This window comes from Sphaerisporangium sp. NPDC005288 (genome assembly GCF_040607475.1).
Classification (GTDB): domain Bacteria; phylum Actinomycetota; class Actinomycetes; order Streptosporangiales; family Streptosporangiaceae; genus Sphaerisporangium; species Sphaerisporangium rhizosphaerae.
Genome location: NZ_JBEXGT010000015.1, coordinates 108,588 through 124,794, shown reverse-complemented (window position 1 = coordinate 124,794; position 16,207 = coordinate 108,588). Strand labels below are relative to the sequence as shown.

The window sequence follows — 16,207 nt, the reverse complement described above, 5'->3', positions numbered from 1 at the left end:
GTGGATATCGAGCGTCACGAATACGACGTCGTCGTCATCGGAGCGGGCGGCGCGGGCCTGCGGGCGGCGATCGAGGCCCGGCAGCAGGGCAAGCGAACGGCCATCGTCTGCAAGTCCCTGTTCGGCAAGGCCCACACGGTCATGGCCGAGGGCGGGGCCGCGGCGGCCATGGGCAACGTCAATCCGGCCGACAACTGGATGGTGCACTTCCGTGACACCATGCGCGGCGGGAAGTTCCTCAACAACTGGCGCATGGCCGAACTGCACGCCAAGGAGGCCCCCGACCGGGTCTGGGAGCTGGAGGCCTGGGGCGCGCTGTTCGACCGCACCAAGGACGGCAAGATCAGCCAGCGCAACTTCGGCGGCCACGAGTACCCGCGCCTGGCCCACGTCGGCGACCGCACCGGCCTGGAGCTGATCCGCACCCTCCAGCAGCGCGTCGTCGCCCTCCAGCAGGAGGACGAGAAGCTGCACGGCGACCCCGAGGCCTACATCAAGGTCTTCGCCGAGTGCACGATCACCCAGCTGCTGAAGGACGGCCCCGGCCCCGAGGCCGCCATCAGCGGCGCCTTCGGCTACTGGCGCGAGACCGGCCGGCTGATCTGCTTCGACGCCCCCGCGGTGGTCCTGGCCACCGGCGGCATCGGCAAGTCCTACGTGGTGACCTCCAACTCCTGGGAGTACACCGGCGACGGGCACGCGCTCGCGCTGCTCGCCGGGGCCAAGCTGATCAACATGGAGTTCATCCAGTTCCACCCGACCGGCATGGTGTGGCCGCCGTCGGTGCGCGGCATCCTCGTCACCGAGTCCGTGCGCGGCGACGGCGGGGTGCTGCGCAACTCCGAGGGCAAGCGGTTCATGTTCGACTACATCCCCGAGGTGTTCAAGGACAAGTACGCCACCACCGAGGAGGAGGCCGACCGCTGGTACGACGACCAGGCGAACAACCGCCGCCCTCCGGAGCTGCTGCCCCGTGACGAGGTCGCCCGGGCGATCAACTCCGAGGTGAAGGCGGGACGCAACTCCCCGCACGGCGGGGTGTTCCTGGACGTGTCGAGCCGGCTGCCCGCCGCCGAGATCATCAAGCGGCTGCCCTCGATGCACCACCAGTTCAAGGAGCTGGCCGACGTCGACATCACCGCCGAGCCGATGGAAGTGGGCCCGACCTGCCACTACATCATGGGCGGCGTGGAGGTCGACGCCGACACCGGCGCCTCCTCGGTGCCCGGCCTGTTCGCGGCCGGCGAGGTCTCCGGCGGCATGCACGGCTCCAACCGGCTCGGCGGCAACTCGCTGTCGGACCTGCTGGTGTTCGGACGCCGCGCCGGCGCCGGCGCCGCCGAGTACATCGACGGCCTCGCCGCCCGTCCGGTCACCCCGGCCGAGACGATGAAGAGCGCCGAGATCGAGGCCGTGGCCCCCCTCTCGCGGACCGGCGGGGAGAACCCCTACGAGGTGCACCACGAGCTGCAGCGCACCATGAACGAGCTCGTCGGCATCATCCGCAAGGCCGAGGAGGTCAAGGAGGCCCTGGAGGTCGTCGAGAAGCTCAAGGAGCGCGCGGCCAACACCGGCGCGCCGGGCGGGCGCATCTACAACCCCGGCTGGCACCTGGCCATCGACCTGCGCAACATGCTGCTGGTGTCGGAGTGCGTGGCGCGCGCGGCGCTGATCCGCGAGGAGAGCCGGGGCGGGCACACCCGCGACGACTTCCCCGCCATGTCGGCCGAGTGGCGCCGCCGGCTGCTGCGGTGCGCGGTCACCCCCGACGGCGAGGTCACCGTCGAGGAGGCCGATCAGCCCTCCATGCGCGACGACCTGATCCAACTGTTCGACCGGGCGGAGCTCAGTAAGTACGTCACCGCCGAGGAGCTGGCGGACTACGACGCGCTCGTTAAGGAGTCCTGATGGGTTACAAGGCCAAGTTCCGCATCTGGCGCGGCGAAGGCGGCGAGGGCAAGCTCGAGGACTTCGTCGTCGAGGTCAACGAGGGCGAGGTGGTCCTCGACGTCATCCACAGGCTCCAGGCCACGCAGACCCCCGACCTGGCGGTGCGCTGGAACTGCAAGGCCGGCAAGTGCGGCTCCTGCTCGATGGAGATCAACGGCAGGCCCCGGCTGGGATGCATGACGCGGATGTCCACCTTCGAGGAGGACGAGACGATCACCGTGACCCCGATGCGGACCTTCCCCGTCATCAAGGACCTGGTCACGGACGTGTCGTTCAACTACCAGAAGGCGCGGGAGATCCCGTCGTTCACCCCGCCGCAGGGCGTCGAGCCCGGCGAGTACCGCATGCAGCAGATCGACGTCGAGCGGTCCCAGGAGTTCCGCAAGTGCATCGAGTGCTTCATGTGCAACAACGTCTGCCACGTGATCCGCGACCACGAGGAGAACAAGGCGGCGTTCGCGGGCCCGCGGTTCCTCATGCGCATCGCCGAGCTGGACATGCACCCCTACGACGTGGCCGACCGCAAGCAGTCGGCGCAGGAGGAGCACGGCCTCGGCTACTGCAACATCACCAAGTGCTGCACCGAGGTCTGCCCCGAGCACATCAAGATCACTGACAACGCGCTGATCCCGATGAAGGAGCGCGTCGTCGACCGCAAGTACGACCCGCTGGTCTGGCTCGGCAACAAGATCTTCAAGCGCTCCGGCGCGTCCGGTTCCACCACCGGCAAGACCGGCTGACCGCAGCCCACCCCCCAGCCCGAGACCGCCGGTCTCGGGCTGGTCCGTTTCCGACGGCCTCGTCTCAGGCCGGTCGGTTTCCGGCGGACTCGTATCTAGTGCGCTGTCCACGAACGTTCACCGGCTCGGGCGCCGTAGCAGGCGCCGGCATCGCCGTACCACGACCCGCCGACCCGGCGCCGATCAGTGCAGCACGTGGCCGAGGGTGGAGAGCCGCGCCCGGTGAACGTATGTGGTCACCGACCAGCTGTTCCGTTTCCGACGGCATTGCAGGGATTTCGCCGCGCCGCGTCCGGCGTCACCGGTGCATGGCAGGCGGACCTGGCGGTGACCGACTCTCGGGGCGGACCAGCCCTTACGACGGTGACCGACTCTCGCGGCGGACCAGCCCTTACGACGGTGACCGACTCTCGCGGCGGACCAGCCCTTACGACGGTGACCGACTCTCGCGGCGGACCAGCCCTAACGGCGGAGGCGGACGGCCGTGGCAGAGGCCGCCGCGGAGACGGGCCGCCGTGGGTCAGCCCTTGCGGCGGAGGCGGCCGAAGAGGCCGAGGAGGCCGGCGCTCGGCTTGTCGGCCGGGACGGCGCCGGGGAGCGGCGCCTGCAGGGTCGTGTCGCGCGCGCCGGCGTCCGGCGACCATGGCCCTGGAGCGAGCTGATCGCCGTTCTGCGGCCCTGTGCCGGGCATGGCGAGGCCGGAACCCGCGCCGGGACCGGCGGGCCCCTGGGCGTCCGCACGGGGCCACGGCTCGGCGGCGCCGGTCATCCCGGCCGGCAGCGCGATCGGGCCGCCGTCGCCCGGGTGCCCGTACCCGGGGTGCCCCTGCTCGTACACCACGCCGTACGCGTCGCCGTACCCATGAGGGTCGTACGGCAGGCCGTACCCCTGCGGGTCCTGGGCGCCGTACCCCTGGGGCGCGCCGGGCACGTTTGGATAGCCCTGCACCGGGACGAAACTGATGATCGGCGCGTACGCCGTGCCGCCGTGGTAGATCGGGTAGCCCGGCATCGGCAGGCCGGCGGGGAGCTCGTCGCCGCGGTGCCTGCCCGGCGAGCGCGGGCCCGCCTTGCGTACCGCCGCCGCGTGCGCCAGCCGCCGCACCCGGCCCTCGAAGATCAGCACGCCGAGCATCACCAGGACGGCCAGCAGCACGCCGGGGATGGCGAGCTTCCTGCTCAGCGTGAGCTGGTCGTACTCGGGAGAGGCGTTGCGGATCTCGATCGGCACCGAGTCGGGCGTCGGGTCGTCGAACGACGCGGCCGCGTCCAGGGACTCCGAGGGGCTCGGCGTCGGCGTCGGGCTCGCCAGGGCCAGCGACACCATCGGGTCGGGCGCCGGCGTCTCCACGGGCTGGGTGGAGGGGGTGATGAGCGGCGCGCTGGACGGGATCGCCGGCGCGGTGTTGAACGGCGTGCTCTCAAGGGTGGGCGGCGGCGCGAGCGGAGCCGTCTTGGTCGCCGTCGCGGTCGGCTTGGGCTTGGGGGGCTTCGTCGCCGTCTTGGTCGGCCGCGGGGTGACGGTCCTGGTGCGGGTGACCGTCGGGTCAGGGCTCGTCGTGATCGTCACCGTCACGGTGGGATCGGGCTCCGGAGTGTCCAGCGGGCCGGCCCCGGGGTCGTCGGTGATGGTCGGGTCGGTCGGCTCCACCTGGTCAGTGGGGTCGGCCATCACGACCTGGGCCGCGTTCGCCCGGGGCGCGGTCATCGGCGCCGTGGCGAGCAGGACGACGCCGGTCAGGCCGAGCGCCCCCAACACCGCGGACACGGCCGTCACATGCACGCGTCCGCTCACCGATGCCGCCTTCCGAGGTGCCACCCTGCCGATCACTACGAAAGTCTAGACCGGCCAAAGTAACAGTAAAGGGTGTTTGAGCCTCAGAGCTCCTTCGACTCCCCGGTTTTCCGCGCCGCGAACCTGCGCCGAAGCCTCATCTGCAACCACAGCGCGCCGACCAGGATCACCACCGCCGCCCCGGCGGCGGGCAGTCCGCGGACCATTTCGAGATCGTCGTCCCCCGCATCGGCCATCAGCCCCTGCCTGGCGGGGCGAGGATCCTGCGGCAGCGGAGCCCCCGCCGAGGACCCCTGTGGCCCTCCTCCGGGCACGGCGCCCGGCAGGACCGCCCCAGGAGCGACCCCCGCGCCTGCCCCGGTACCGCCCCCCGGGACGGCGGACCCGGCCGCGCCCCGCGGACCGGCCCCCGGAGCACCGGGAGCGCCGGGAACGCCGGCCCCAGAAGCACCGCCCGGGACACCCCCGGGGACGCCCCCGGGAACGATGCCCGGAACGCCCCCTGGAACGGCCGCCCCGGGAACAGCCGCTCCCGGCACGCCCCCCGGACCGACGAGGCCCGGAACACCACCCGGAACACCGCCCGGGGCGCCGCCGCCCGGCACACCACCCGGAGCTATGCCACCCGGGGCGCCCATGGCCTGCCCCGGCCGGGGCTGGACGGCGCCCGGCCGTGCTCCCGCCGCCAGCGGAACCGTCCCCACCTGTCCGGGAAGCATCCGTCCCGCACCGCTCTGGCCGGCGACGGCCCCCCGCCCCTGCACCTTGGTCCGCCCCGGCACGCCCGTCCCCGAATGGCCCTTGCCCGGGACGCCCGTCTCAGCACGGCCCTGCCCGGGGACGGCGCCCGGCGCCCGGCCGGGGACCCGGCCCGCGATGACCGTCCCGGCCTGCCCGGCAATCGGGCCCCGCGCCCCGGCCTGCCCGGGGACCCCGCCGTAGGGCTGGACGCGCGGCGCCGCCTTCGCGCTCGGGGCCCTGCCCGCGCCCGGAGCGATGACCGGGCCCCTGACCTGCGCGGGACTCGGCACCGGCGCGGGCGGCATCGCCAGGGGCAGCCGTACGCCGGTGCCCATCGGCGGCATCGCCCGGGGCGCCCACGCCGGCGCCACAAGGGGCATGGGGCCGGGAAGGTGCGCCGGGCCGGCGAAATACGCGGAACGGGGACGAAGCCGCTGATCGGGTTGCGCCGGGACACCCGGGGCCGGGTGCGGGAGAGACGGCATCGGTCCGGCGACGACCGCGTCCGGACGCGCGTCGCCGGAGTCCGTCCCGGCCATGGCCCGTGACGCCTCGGGCCTGATCGCCCGATGCCGCTTGCCCGTCTTGCCCGTCTTGCCGTGGGACTTACCCTCGCCGGCCGCCGAATCTCCGGCCTCACGACCGCCGGCGGGCGACCCCGCGACCTCACCATCACCGGCCGCCGATCCCTCGACCTCACGGCCGCCGACCGCCGCCTCCTCGGCCTCACGGCCACCCGGCTCCGCGCCCACGACGGCACGATCATCGACCGAGGGGACCACGGCCTCAAGGCTCGCGAGCAAGGGAGGTGCGACGCTTTCGGCGGGACGGCCTCCGGCGAGTTCGGGCACGGAGCCCGGCTTGGCGGCCGGGCTCTCGGGCTTGGCCTTGTGGTCGGCTCCGGCCTGCTCGGACCCGGAGCCCTGTGCCGGTTCGGGGCCGGTGGGGCCTGCTGACGGGGTGCGGGGGCGGGCGTCGGGGCGCTGGGGCGGTGACGCCGGAGCCGCGGGAATCTGCTTGCCGGACGTGCCCGGCTTGTCGGCCGAGATATCGGCGTCATCCGTGTCGCCGAGGTCGCGGGTGTCGCCGCCGGTGGTGTCGCCCGTGGTGTCGCCCGTGGTGTCGCCCGTGCCGGTCGTCGCGCCGATGTTCTCCGGGTCGTCATCGTCGCCGCCGGCCGTGGAGCGCCTGCCGCCGGGCTTCACGCCCCACGCCGCGTGATCGGCCAGAAGGGCGGTGCCGTCACCGCGTGCCTCGCCGCCCGCCGGTCCGCTTTCGCCCGCCGCGACGCCGTCCGGCGGGATCTTGCCCGGGGACTGGCTGGCGGCCGGACCGGGGAGCAGGCCGTCGGTGGCCTTGAGGTCCCCGAACCCCTTGTCGTCGATGAGCAGCTTGGCCTCGGCCGTGCGCCGGATCCACTGGACGCCGGCGGGGTCGCGCAGGTGGGCGATGGCGGTGACGCCGACCTGCTCCGCCTCGTGCGGCACCCGCACCGCGACGTCGACGTCCTTGGTGCCGGCGACCTCCTTGAAATCGCACACGCGCAGGCGCGCGTCGGGCCGCACCGGCGTGCGGGCGAGGTCCTCGCAGCCGACGGAGGACAGCGCCCCCTCGGGGCTGGCGGACACCGCCACCCTGGCCCGCCCGGTCTGCGCGTCGAGGCGGACGCGGAAGTGCAGGACGTCCCCCGCCCGGACCGGCCCCGCCTTCTCCGCAGGCCGCCCGGCGAGCATCAGGCGGACGGTGAGCTTGGCGGCATCGACGGACTCCGGCGGGTCCATCGACCCGCGTTCCGCCGCGCGCGCGAGGAGCGGCGAGGTGCCGCTTCCCAGTACCAGCGCGCCGGCGCCGACTCCGACGACGGACATCACCCGAGCACGTTGCCACCAACCGGCCACCGCAGAACCCCGTTCCCCCGATACGATGCGCGACAAACACATCACTGTCCGTGACTGTTATCTCACACCTCGGCGGCGTTCAACCCTGGGGGATCAGATCTTCCACGACCCGGACGACCGGTAGGTCGGCGGGCAACCAGGCGATGTCGTAGAGCTCGTCAGGAGCGAGCCACCGGAGCGCCAAGTGCTCAAGGGGGTGCGGCACGCCGGAGGTGAGCCGGGCCAGCCAGACGCGCATGACGTACCCGGGACTCAGCGGCCAGTCGCCGCCGACACGGTCGCCCACCGCGATGCCGACGCCGAGTTCCTCGTGGCACTCGCGGATCAGCGCCTCCTGGTCGCTCTCTCCCGGATCGACCTTGCCGCCGGGGAACTCCCACCCGCCGGCCATCGCCGGCGGTCCCGCGCGCTGGGCGGCCAGCAGTCTGCCCCCTTCGACGATGGCCGCCGCCACAACAATCTTCTCCATGCGGGTAAAGACTAGGGAGTCTGCCCGGATCGCGCCGCCGGAGGCCGCCAACCGGCGCTCAGATCAAGGGTGACCCCCATCGATCCCCCAGTCGACCTTCGGCCGCGGCGGCGGGCCGCCGGGGGTGATCTCGGGCAGGCCGCCGGGCAGGTGGTACCGGACCCGCCACTTGTACCAGCCGCCCCCGGCCACGGGGCCGCCGTCCGAACCGCGCCCCGGGGTCTGCTCGATCTCGGAGTAGGCGGGCAGCAGCGAACGGGGGTCGATGTAGTAGACCGCGTGGTAGCCGCTGTTCATCGCGCCGCGGTAGCTGTAGGGGTGCGCCTGCGGGTCGAGGCCCGACGCCTTGAACGACCACATCAGCGCCTGCCCGCCGTAGTACAGTCCGTCGGCCCGCTTGACCGGCGTCATGTCCACGACCTGCCGGAGGTACTGCCTGCCCTTGACCTCGGCGAGCCGGGGCGCGGCCGGGTTGACCAGGCCCTTGTACTCCTCCCGCAGGTGCGCGATCCACGCGTCCGCCTGGGCGGCGGTCATGCCGCCGCAGGAGAGGTTGTCGGTGATGTAGCGGTAGGCCGACTTCGTCTGGCACATGGGGTCGCCGGTGCCGCGGTCGGTCCAGTTCTTGAAGCGGTAGCTGTACAGGTAGGCGTGGCCGTCGACGCAGACCGACATCGGAGCCCCCTGGTCGGCCGCTCCCCAGGCCAGGCGCCACTGCTTGGTGCGGTAGTCGAAGCCGCTCTCCCAGACGTAGTCGGGCTTGGCGGCCTGGAACCTGCCGTGATCGGTGTACGACTCCTCGGTGATGCGCATGACCGGTTGCATGGCGGTCGCCTTGAAGCTCGCGAAGAAGAGCGCGGCCGGGTCGATCTTCGCGACGTCCTGCGCGGTGAGCGTGCCCTTTTTGAGCGCCTCGAGCCCGGACCGGCCGGCGTCCGGCCCGGCGCCGCCGCTCAGGTTGCGCCAGACCAGCCAGCCGCCCGTCGCCACCCCGCACACCACGACCAAGGACACCACCACGGCCAGGACCGCCCGTCCCTTCTTCTTCGGCCGGGGCGGGGGCGGCGGCGGGTAGCCCTGCCGCGGCGCGTACGGCGGCTGGGGCGGCGGGTACCAGGTCGGCTGCGGCGGCGGACCCTGCGGTGCCGGACCCTGCGGCGGCGGACCCTGCGGTGGGTGTCCCGGAAGCGGATGCCCCTGAGGCGGGGGTCCCGGAAGCGGATGCCCCTGAGGCGGCGGTCCCGGAAGCGGATGTCCTTGCGGCGGTCCGCCGTGTGGACGCCGGTCGCCCGGCTCGTTCGGATCCCCCGACCACTGCGCCACGCGGCCTCCCCGGTCGTCCCTTCAAGTGCCGGTCGGCCACGCTAGCAGTGTCCCGCCCCCGCCCGGCGATCTACCGCGTATCCCGCGGATCACGACCACGGCGGGGAACCTCATCGGTCCCCGGCGGGGCGCCGCGGGGGCCGTCCTCGCCGTTCTGGCGCCGCTCATGGCCGTCGTGGTCGCCGGAACGCTCCTGGAGGCGTCGCACGCCTCGTCGATGTGGTTCGGCCAGGAGGGAGGCGCCGAGCACGCGGGTCAGGTGCGCAGGCGTTTGAGCTGGGCCAGGACGTCCTCGTTGCGCAGGGGGCGGGTGTAGCCGACGATGTTGGGGCGCTCGCGGTAGGTGGTGACCTTGATCGGGCCGCAGAGGGTGCACCGGGCCTCGATCATCTTGCCCGGAGAGACGACCATGCCGACGTGCCCGGGGTTGTCGGACGACGTCCCCGGGCCGGCGTTGAAGAAGACCAGGTCGCCGGCCTGCTCCTCGCCCTTCTTGATCTTCACGCCGAACGGCCACTGGCCGAAGGTGGTGCGCGGGATGGACAGCCCGGCCGACCGGTAGGCCATGTAGATGATCCCCGAGCAGTCGAACCCCGCCGGTCCCGTGCCGCCCCAGATGTAGGGCTTGCCGCGCTGGGCCAGCGCGTAGGCGAGGATCTCGCGGACGACCTGGTCCGGAGCGGCCTCCACGATCGGGGGGTCGCAGTCGGGGTCGGCCTCGGGCGGCAGGTCGAGCGTGCCGCTGGTCGCGTAGCGGCGCGCGATCTCCAGCACCTGCTCGACGTACCACATGGCGTGGTTGTAGACGAACAGCGCGCGTTTGAGGTCACCGGGAGCGCCGTTGCGCTTGAGCATCTTGGCGGCGCCGAGGATGGCGTCGGCCGGGTTGTAGACGTCGCCCCAGCCGTCGCCGTCGCCGTCGGAGGCGTACCCGCTGAACTTCGACGGGATCTTGATCTTCGCCTTGCCGCCCCACGTGCTGATCAGGAACTGCATGGGGCCCGCGGCGCCCGCGTAGTTCGTCCCGCTCTTCACGCCCGCGAGGGTGGACCGGCCGTGGTCGGTCTCGCGCTTGCCCACGGCCGCGAGCACCGTCCACTGGACGCCGATCTTCTTGCCGTGCTTCTTGTAGAGCTGGAGGTAGTCGGCGGGGATGTCGGAGCGGGCGGTGTCGGACACGTTGGTCACGTTGACGACCCCGCTGTCGCCGTTCGCGCAGTCGGTGGTCACGCCGCTTCCGCCGCCGAGGAAGGAGGGGAAGGTGCTCATGAGCATGGGCGCCATGACGAGCGTGATCAGCACGACTCCGGCCAGCCCCAGGAGGAGCGCGACGCGCACCCGTGAGGTCACTGCGTGGTCCCCTCGCCGGTGTCCCCGTTCTCCCCCGTGTCGGCCCCTCCGGGGTCTCCGTCCTGGCCGGCGTCGGCGGGCTGCAGGTCGAAGACCCGCCAGTCGGTGCCGACCTGGGTGAGGGTGACCGCGTAGTCGGCGCTGCGGTTCTGCGGCCCGCTCTTGGCCGTGATGCGCTGGGCCGCGGTCACCACCAGGACGATCGACCCCGCCGAGATGTCGCGGATGGACTTCAGCCGGCCCGTGCCCTGCGAGACGACCTCGTCGGCGCGGTTCTGCTCCACGGTGGCCGGCGTGGTCACGTCACGGGCCAGGACGGCGCCGAACTCGCCGGTGGTGAACGCCTTCAACCGCTCGGCGTAGGAGGCGGGGTCCTCGTCGTAGCGGTAGGTGGCGTACGAGGCCGCGAACCGCTGGGCGGTGTCGGCCGCCTGGGCGATCTGCTCGCGCGAGAGCGGCAGGTAGCCGTAGATGTCGAACGTGCCGGGGGTGATCGCCGGCGCCGGCGAGGCCGCTGAGGACGGCGGCGGCGCCGCGGTCGTGGTGGTGACCACGCCGGGCGGCAGCTCGCCGTCGCCCCCGGAGGCCGGGCGCATCGACAGATAGATGCCCACGGCCGCCAGGGCGACGACCACCCCGGCGAAGACGAGACCCCGCCGGTCGTTCACCTGCGCCATCGTCAGTCCTTGTCTCCGTCGCCCGGACGCAGCCAGAACGGCGCGGACTCGTCCTCACCGCGCCCGCCGCCCGAGCGCGGTGGCAACCACAGGGGCGGGGCCTCAGAGCGGCCGCCGTCCGAGCGCCCGCCCCGCGAGGACCCGTTGGAGGACCGGCCGCCCGAGCCGCCGCCGAACAGCCCGCCGGACGAACGCGACGACCCGCCGGACGAACGCGAGGAGCCGCCGGACGACCTGCCGGAGGAGCCGCCCGACGAGCGGCCGGACGAGCCGCCGCCGAACAGGCCGCCGGAGGAACGGCCCGATGAGCCGCCTCCGCCGAACAGGCCACCCGAACCACCGGAGGAACCACCCGAACCGCCGGAGGAGCCGCCGCCGGACAGGCCGCGGGGGCCGCCGGCCGTGGAACGCGCCGCGCGCGGCGCCTCGGACCGGCGGGACGACCCGCCACCCGAGGACCCGCCCGACGACCCGCCGGAGGAGCCGCCCGCCGCCGAGGACCGGGACGCCCAGCCGCCCGACCGGCCGCCGAACCAGCCGCCCACCGAACCGCCGCCGCCACCGCCACCGCTGGAGCCCGCCGAAGCGGGCGATCCGCCGCCCGCGCCGGTGCGCGTCGGCGGCCGGGGGCTCGTCTGGCCGCCGCCCGCCCTGCCCGCGCGTCCCGACAGGTTGAGCGGCGGCGCCGCTCCGGGACGCGGGATGGCGGTGCCGCGCCCGGCGGCCCTGCGCCGCGCGCCCGCCTGCCCGTCGGCGTCCAGCGGGGCGGGCTGGGCGCCCACCGGCACGCGGGTGCCCTGCTGCTGCGGGCCGCCCGCGGCGGCCTCCTCGCCCCTGACCCGGCCCTGGGCGACCCCGGACGCGGCCGCCGCCGCGGCGGCTCCCCCGCCCGCCATGGCCGCCGCGTTGATGACCGGCTCGGCCTTGCGCAGGCCCCAGCGGCCCATGCGGGCCGCCGCGACCGGCGGCAGGGCGTTCGCCGCGCGCGACAGGGTCGGCGCGGAGGCCGCCTCGCCGAGCATGCGGGTGGCCAGCGTGTGCCCGTCCATGGACGCGAACAGGTGCTGGAAGGGACGCCGGTAGAAGAACACGGCGATCGTGAGCAGCGCGATGAACATGATCTGCATGCCCCACGGCAGGTTCGTGGAGATGATCAGCGCGTACCCGTACACGAGCACGCCGAGCACCAAGGCCAGCACCGCCTGTCTCAGCAGCGTGCCGACGAGCATCTCGACCCAGCGCATCGCGATGATCCGCCCGGAGCCCGGGTGCACGCCGAGCAGCAGGAACACCGGGCCCAGGATGAGCAGCAGCAGGAACCCGATCTTCAGTGCGATGAGCGACACCGCGACCAGGAAGATCAGCACGCCCGCGACCATGGCGGCCATGAGCGCCCCGATGGCGATGCTGAGCCGGGTGGTCCAGTCCTTGCCCTGGAAGAGGAAGAACATGGAGGTGCTCTCGAGCGGCTTGGCGACCTCCTCCTCGTACCTCGTCTGGTGCGCGCCGGAGGCCTGCTTCTGCCCGGAGACCTGTTCCTGCAGGTCGGTGGCCTGGATGTCGAGCAGCTTCGGCCCCATCACCGCCACCACCGGCGCCTTGGCGTCGGCCGTGCCGAACTCGCCCATCAGCCACGGCTTGCAGACCAGTGTCGACCACAGTGCGTCGGCGTTCTGGTCCACGCCCGGCGTGCCGTTCTGGCCGTAGCCGCCGGGCCCGGCCTTGGGATTGGCCTGACCCTTGGTCGGCAGGCAGGACGCCCCGCCCGCGCCCGGCAGCCCGCTGAACGCCGAGTTGACGACCTCGGCCGTCTTGTCGGTCACGGTCTTGCCCAGGCCGGTGAAGTCGCCGGGGCGGCTGAAGAACCACACGGCGACCGTGACGGCGAGGATCATCCAGATGACGCCCTCGGCCGTGGTGCTGGCGCGTTTGCGGATCAGCCCGTACCAGGCGAGCCAGACCGCCCCGAGCAGGACGATCACCCGCAGGTACGGCCAGTACATGGCGTCGGCCAGGTTGGTGACGATGTCGTCCACCACGTCCTTGATGGACTGGAGCGGTCCCTCGGTGGCCGCCGCCTGGTAGGTGGTGATCGTCATGCGGTCGATGTCCTTGGCCCAGGAGAACACCGAGTTGGCCCAGGCGTTGCCGAGCACCGCCGCGACGTCGTTGCACCCCAGACCGTAGGTGTGCCAGAACTGGCCGGCCATGCCGTACCGGTCGTAGTTGGTGAGCGGCTCGGGGACCGCCGCCTTGCCGACCGTCGCGGACGTGCCGCCCTGCGGCGCCGGGGAGACGCCGGGGACCGCGTTCTGCGCGGCCGGGGACGTCCCGGTCGCGCCGGCGCCGCCGGAGGCGGAGTCGGGCGGGGGCGGCTTGACCAGGCCGTCCATGCCGCCGCCCACGATCTCGGGTGACAGGTCCGGCGAGAGGTCACACGGGCCGGCCGCACCCGCCACGGTCGGCGAGAACGCGATGGGCAGCACGACGATGCCGACGAGAACGGCCAGGATCAGCACGACCCTGCGGCGCAGCCGCCTGCCGCGTCCACCCTCGCCCGCCGCGCCTCCGCGACGCCCGGACGCCCTCGCCGCGCCCGCACGCCACACCGCCGCCCTCCCCGCGCCCGCACGCGACACCGACGCTCCCGCCATGCCCGCACGCCACACCGACGCCCTCGCCATGCCCGCACGCCACACGGACGTCCTGCCGCCGCTTCCAAGGTGACTCATGACCGCACCTCCTGCGCAGCTCCCGGCCTGTTGGTCCGCCCGCGAGGATCATGCGCGCCCTCGCCGGGCCTGTCGTGGGTCGGATTGGTGTCCAGCCAGCGCAGCAGGTCCTCGGAGATGAGATCCACCCCGATGCGGCCCGCGCGGCCGTCCAGATCGCGGAAGACGCACTCGCCGTTGCCCAGCGCCCGCAACGCGGCCTTGTGCTCCTCGGAGGGCTCCACACCCAGCAGCGCCATCACGTGGTCCACCTCGACGCGCTCGGTCGAGCGGAAGGCGAACACCGAGGACAGACAGTTGGTGACCTGCTCGTTCAGCAGGTCACCCGCGTTCTGCGAGACCAGCACCAGCGCGGTGTTCCTGGAACGGCCCATGCGCGACACCTCGGGCACCAGCTTGGCGCCCTCCGGTGTCGAGGTGATCGCCCACGCCTCGTCCAGGAAGATCGCCTTGGGCGCGCGGCGGTCCAGGCCGTTCATCAGGCGCCGGGCGAACTGCGACACCAGGTAGAGCAGGGCGACCGACAGGCGCTGCTCGTAGGAGTAGTCGTCCCGGGCCGTGGCGACGTCGGGAAGGGTCAGCCCGCCGAGGGTGAACACCGTGGTCCACCCCTCGGAGTCGATCTGGTCGCCACCGGAGGGGTCGAAGCAGAGCCGGGCCAGGTGCATCTCGGCCATGGACCGCAGCACCGCGCCGAGGTTGCGCGAGGCGGCGTCCTCGGCCTGCTCCAGGTGGTCGACGACCTTGCCCAGCGACGGGTCGGCGCCGTTGGACACCGTCGCGACGGCCTGGATCATCGCCGACTCGCGTTCCTCCGACATGCGCGGCAGCAGCAGCCGCAGCGTCTCGGTGGCCATGGTCTTCTTGGCCGCGATGTCGTCCCCGAACGAGAAGGGGTCCAGCAGGCCGGGCGCCGCCGAGCCCAGCGGGATGATGCGGGCCTTGCGCCCACGCTTCTGCAGGAGCTGGACCAGCGACTCGGCGTCGCCCTTGGGGTCGATGACCGCGACGGTGACCCCGCGCACCGCCATCTGGTAGATGAGCAGCAGCGCCAGGGTCGTCTTGCCGCCGCCCGGCTCGCCGGTGATGGCGATGGCCGTCGGCCGGTTGCGCGTCGCGGCCACGAGCGGGTCGAAGTGGACGATCGACCGCGCCCGGCCGAGCGTCTCGCCGATGTACGGGCCGGCCCACCCGGCGCCGGTCTCGTCGATGCGGTCGCCGAGGTCGACGGTGGCCGTCGCCATGCCGCCCGCGATCGTGCGCAGCGGCTGCCGCTGGGCGTAGGCGTTGACCCGCACCCGCTCGCCCGGCAGCGCCTCGCAGAACAGCGAGAACTGGTCGCCGGTCGAGTTGACGATGTCGATGCCCATGTCGCGGTAGTGCTCCACGACCGCCTCGACCCGCTGCAGGCAGATCTCCTGGCTCGGCGCGGCCACGATCAGCCGGTGCCACCCGTAGACGAACGGCAGGCGCTCCTTGGTGATGCCGTGTTCCAGCATGCGGGCCGCGTCGATCTGCTCGGCCAGGGCGATCGGCGCCTCGGCCCCCGCTTCACGAATGTGGATGTCCATGTCGCGGGCGTGCGCCAGCTTGCGGGCGACGTCCTTGCTCGCCTTGGTGGGCGGGATGAGGCGCATCCGCGAGCTGACCTCGACCGGGAACGGTAACTGGTCGATGAAGTGCAGCCACGGCTCGCCGTCCGGGAACGGCATCAGGTCGGGGAACCTGGCGAACGACAGGTGGGCGACGTAGGAGTCGCCCTCGGGCTGCTCGACGCGCAGGAACGACCGGCCGTTGTGGATCTGCCCCTCGACCAGCGACTCGATCTCGCCCTTCCCCCACCGCCTGGACGGGGTGGCCGAGGACGGCGGGTCGCCCAGCGACCCGGAGGCGGCGTGCCGGAACAGCCAGGCGATCTCGCCGGAGCTGGCGTGGCGCGCGTACAGGGCGCTGGAGCCGAGGGCGCGGCCCAGTCGCTCGGCCTGGACGGTCCACTTGTCGATCTCGGCGTCCGGGACGTGGTCGTCGTCCAGGCCCAGACCCTTCTCGCCGCGCTGGTAGTAGCCGAGCAACTGCGCCAGCACGCCCGTGCCGAGCTGCGCGCCCCGCGGTCCGAGCCGCACGCCGAGGTAGACCTCCTTGGTCCAGAAGTCCTTGGCCCAGACGTGGCGGTACATCTCCTCCAGGTAGTCGCGCCAGCCCTCGCCCTCGTCGGAGGTCGCGTTCAGCGCCATCGCCCACTCGGCGGCGGGATAGGCCCGGTGGGCCACCCGCAGATGCACCTCGGCGTCGGTCATGCGGATCGCCGCCAGGGCGATGGTGATGTTGGTGGCCAGCGCCTCCCGCTCCTCGGCGGTCACGAACTCGTAGCTGACCGTCGGAAGCCGGAAATACGCCCATGCCGACGTGTCGGTGAGGAGGATCCGATCGTCGAAGTAGCGTACGGCCAGCCTGCTCCTCGACCGCGACGATCTTCCCATCAGGCGGACCGCTCCCCGCACCGCGCTGGCTTGCTGGTCACTGAGCCACTAC

At 72.9% G+C, this 16,207-nt stretch carries 10 protein-coding genes; 2 read left to right on the top strand and 8 right to left on the bottom strand.

Features of this window, described 5'->3' with window-relative positions:
- Nucleotides 1–1,908 carry a fumarate reductase/succinate dehydrogenase flavoprotein subunit gene (locus ABZU32_RS16550; protein WP_354922858.1) on the top strand — a complete coding sequence of 636 codons (1,908 nt, stop codon included), beginning with the start codon at nt 1–3 and terminating at the stop codon, nt 1,906–1,908.
- A complete protein-coding gene (locus ABZU32_RS16545; RefSeq protein ID WP_354922855.1) occupies nt 1,908–2,690 on the top strand; it encodes a succinate dehydrogenase/fumarate reductase iron-sulfur subunit in 783 nt (260 codons plus the stop codon). The genes ABZU32_RS16550 and ABZU32_RS16545 overlap by 1 nt, the downstream gene beginning before the upstream one ends.
- A gap of 520 nt (nt 2,691–3,210) precedes the next feature.
- On the opposite strand, the gene ABZU32_RS16540 is transcribed toward ABZU32_RS16545, so the two are convergent.
- From ABZU32_RS16540 to ABZU32_RS16505, 8 genes are all read right to left on the bottom strand, one after another.
- Complete coding sequence (locus tag ABZU32_RS16540; RefSeq protein WP_354922852.1) at nt 3,211–4,485, bottom strand: hypothetical protein; 1,275 nt, start codon at nt 4,483–4,485, stop codon at nt 3,211–3,213.
- Nucleotides 4,486–4,568: 83 nt separating this feature from the next.
- Nucleotides 4,569–7,094, bottom strand: a complete 2,526-nt coding sequence (locus ABZU32_RS16535; protein ID WP_354922849.1) for a hypothetical protein — start codon at nt 7,092–7,094, stop codon at nt 4,569–4,571.
- Between the two features lie 109 nt (nt 7,095–7,203).
- Nucleotides 7,204–7,593 carry a (deoxy)nucleoside triphosphate pyrophosphohydrolase gene (locus ABZU32_RS16530; RefSeq protein WP_354922846.1) on the bottom strand — a complete coding sequence of 130 codons (390 nt, stop codon included), beginning with the start codon at nt 7,591–7,593 and terminating at the stop codon, nt 7,204–7,206.
- Between the two features lie 63 nt (nt 7,594–7,656).
- The gene (locus tag ABZU32_RS16525) at nt 7,657–8,613 is read right to left on the bottom strand and encodes a hypothetical protein (protein ID WP_354922843.1); all 957 of its coding nucleotides are present in this window, start codon (nt 8,611–8,613) and stop codon (nt 7,657–7,659) included.
- Between the two features lie 558 nt (nt 8,614–9,171).
- Nucleotides 9,172–10,266, bottom strand: coding sequence for a bifunctional lytic transglycosylase/C40 family peptidase (locus tag ABZU32_RS16520; protein WP_354922840.1), 1,095 nt, complete (start codon nt 10,264–10,266; stop codon nt 9,172–9,174).
- On the bottom strand, nt 10,263–10,943 hold the full coding sequence (locus tag ABZU32_RS16515; RefSeq protein ID WP_354840205.1) for a hypothetical protein: 681 nt from the start codon (nt 10,941–10,943) through the stop codon (nt 10,263–10,265). Before ABZU32_RS16515 ends, ABZU32_RS16520 begins: the two co-directional genes overlap by 4 nt.
- A gap of 2 nt (nt 10,944–10,945) precedes the next feature.
- Nucleotides 10,946–13,675 carry a hypothetical protein gene (locus ABZU32_RS16510; RefSeq protein WP_354922837.1) on the bottom strand — a complete coding sequence of 910 codons (2,730 nt, stop codon included), beginning with the start codon at nt 13,673–13,675 and terminating at the stop codon, nt 10,946–10,948.
- Nucleotides 13,672–16,155: an ATP-binding protein gene (locus tag ABZU32_RS16505; RefSeq protein WP_354922834.1), complete on the bottom strand. Its 2,484-nt coding sequence runs from the start codon at nt 16,153–16,155 to the stop codon at nt 13,672–13,674. Before ABZU32_RS16505 ends, ABZU32_RS16510 begins: the two co-directional genes overlap by 4 nt.
- Nucleotides 16,156–16,207: the final 52 nt, after the last annotated feature.

Coding starts and splice junctions, on each gene's coding strand:
- ABZU32_RS16545 (WP_354922855.1), top strand. CDS start 1,908: ATGGGTTACAAGGCCAAGTTCCGCATCTGGCGCGGCGAAGGCGGCGAG.
- ABZU32_RS16535 (WP_354922849.1), bottom strand. CDS start 7,094: ATGTCCGTCGTCGGAGTCGGCGCCGGCGCGCTGGTACTGGGAAGCGGC.
- ABZU32_RS16530 (WP_354922846.1), bottom strand. CDS start 7,593: ATGGAGAAGATTGTTGTGGCGGCGGCCATCGTCGAAGGGGGCAGACTG.
- ABZU32_RS16515 (WP_354840205.1), bottom strand. CDS start 10,943: ATGGCGCAGGTGAACGACCGGCGGGGTCTCGTCTTCGCCGGGGTGGTC.
- ABZU32_RS16510 (WP_354922837.1), bottom strand. CDS start 13,675: ATGAGTCACCTTGGAAGCGGCGGCAGGACGTCCGTGTGGCGTGCGGGC.
- ABZU32_RS16505 (WP_354922834.1), bottom strand. CDS start 16,155: ATGGGAAGATCGTCGCGGTCGAGGAGCAGGCTGGCCGTACGCTACTTC.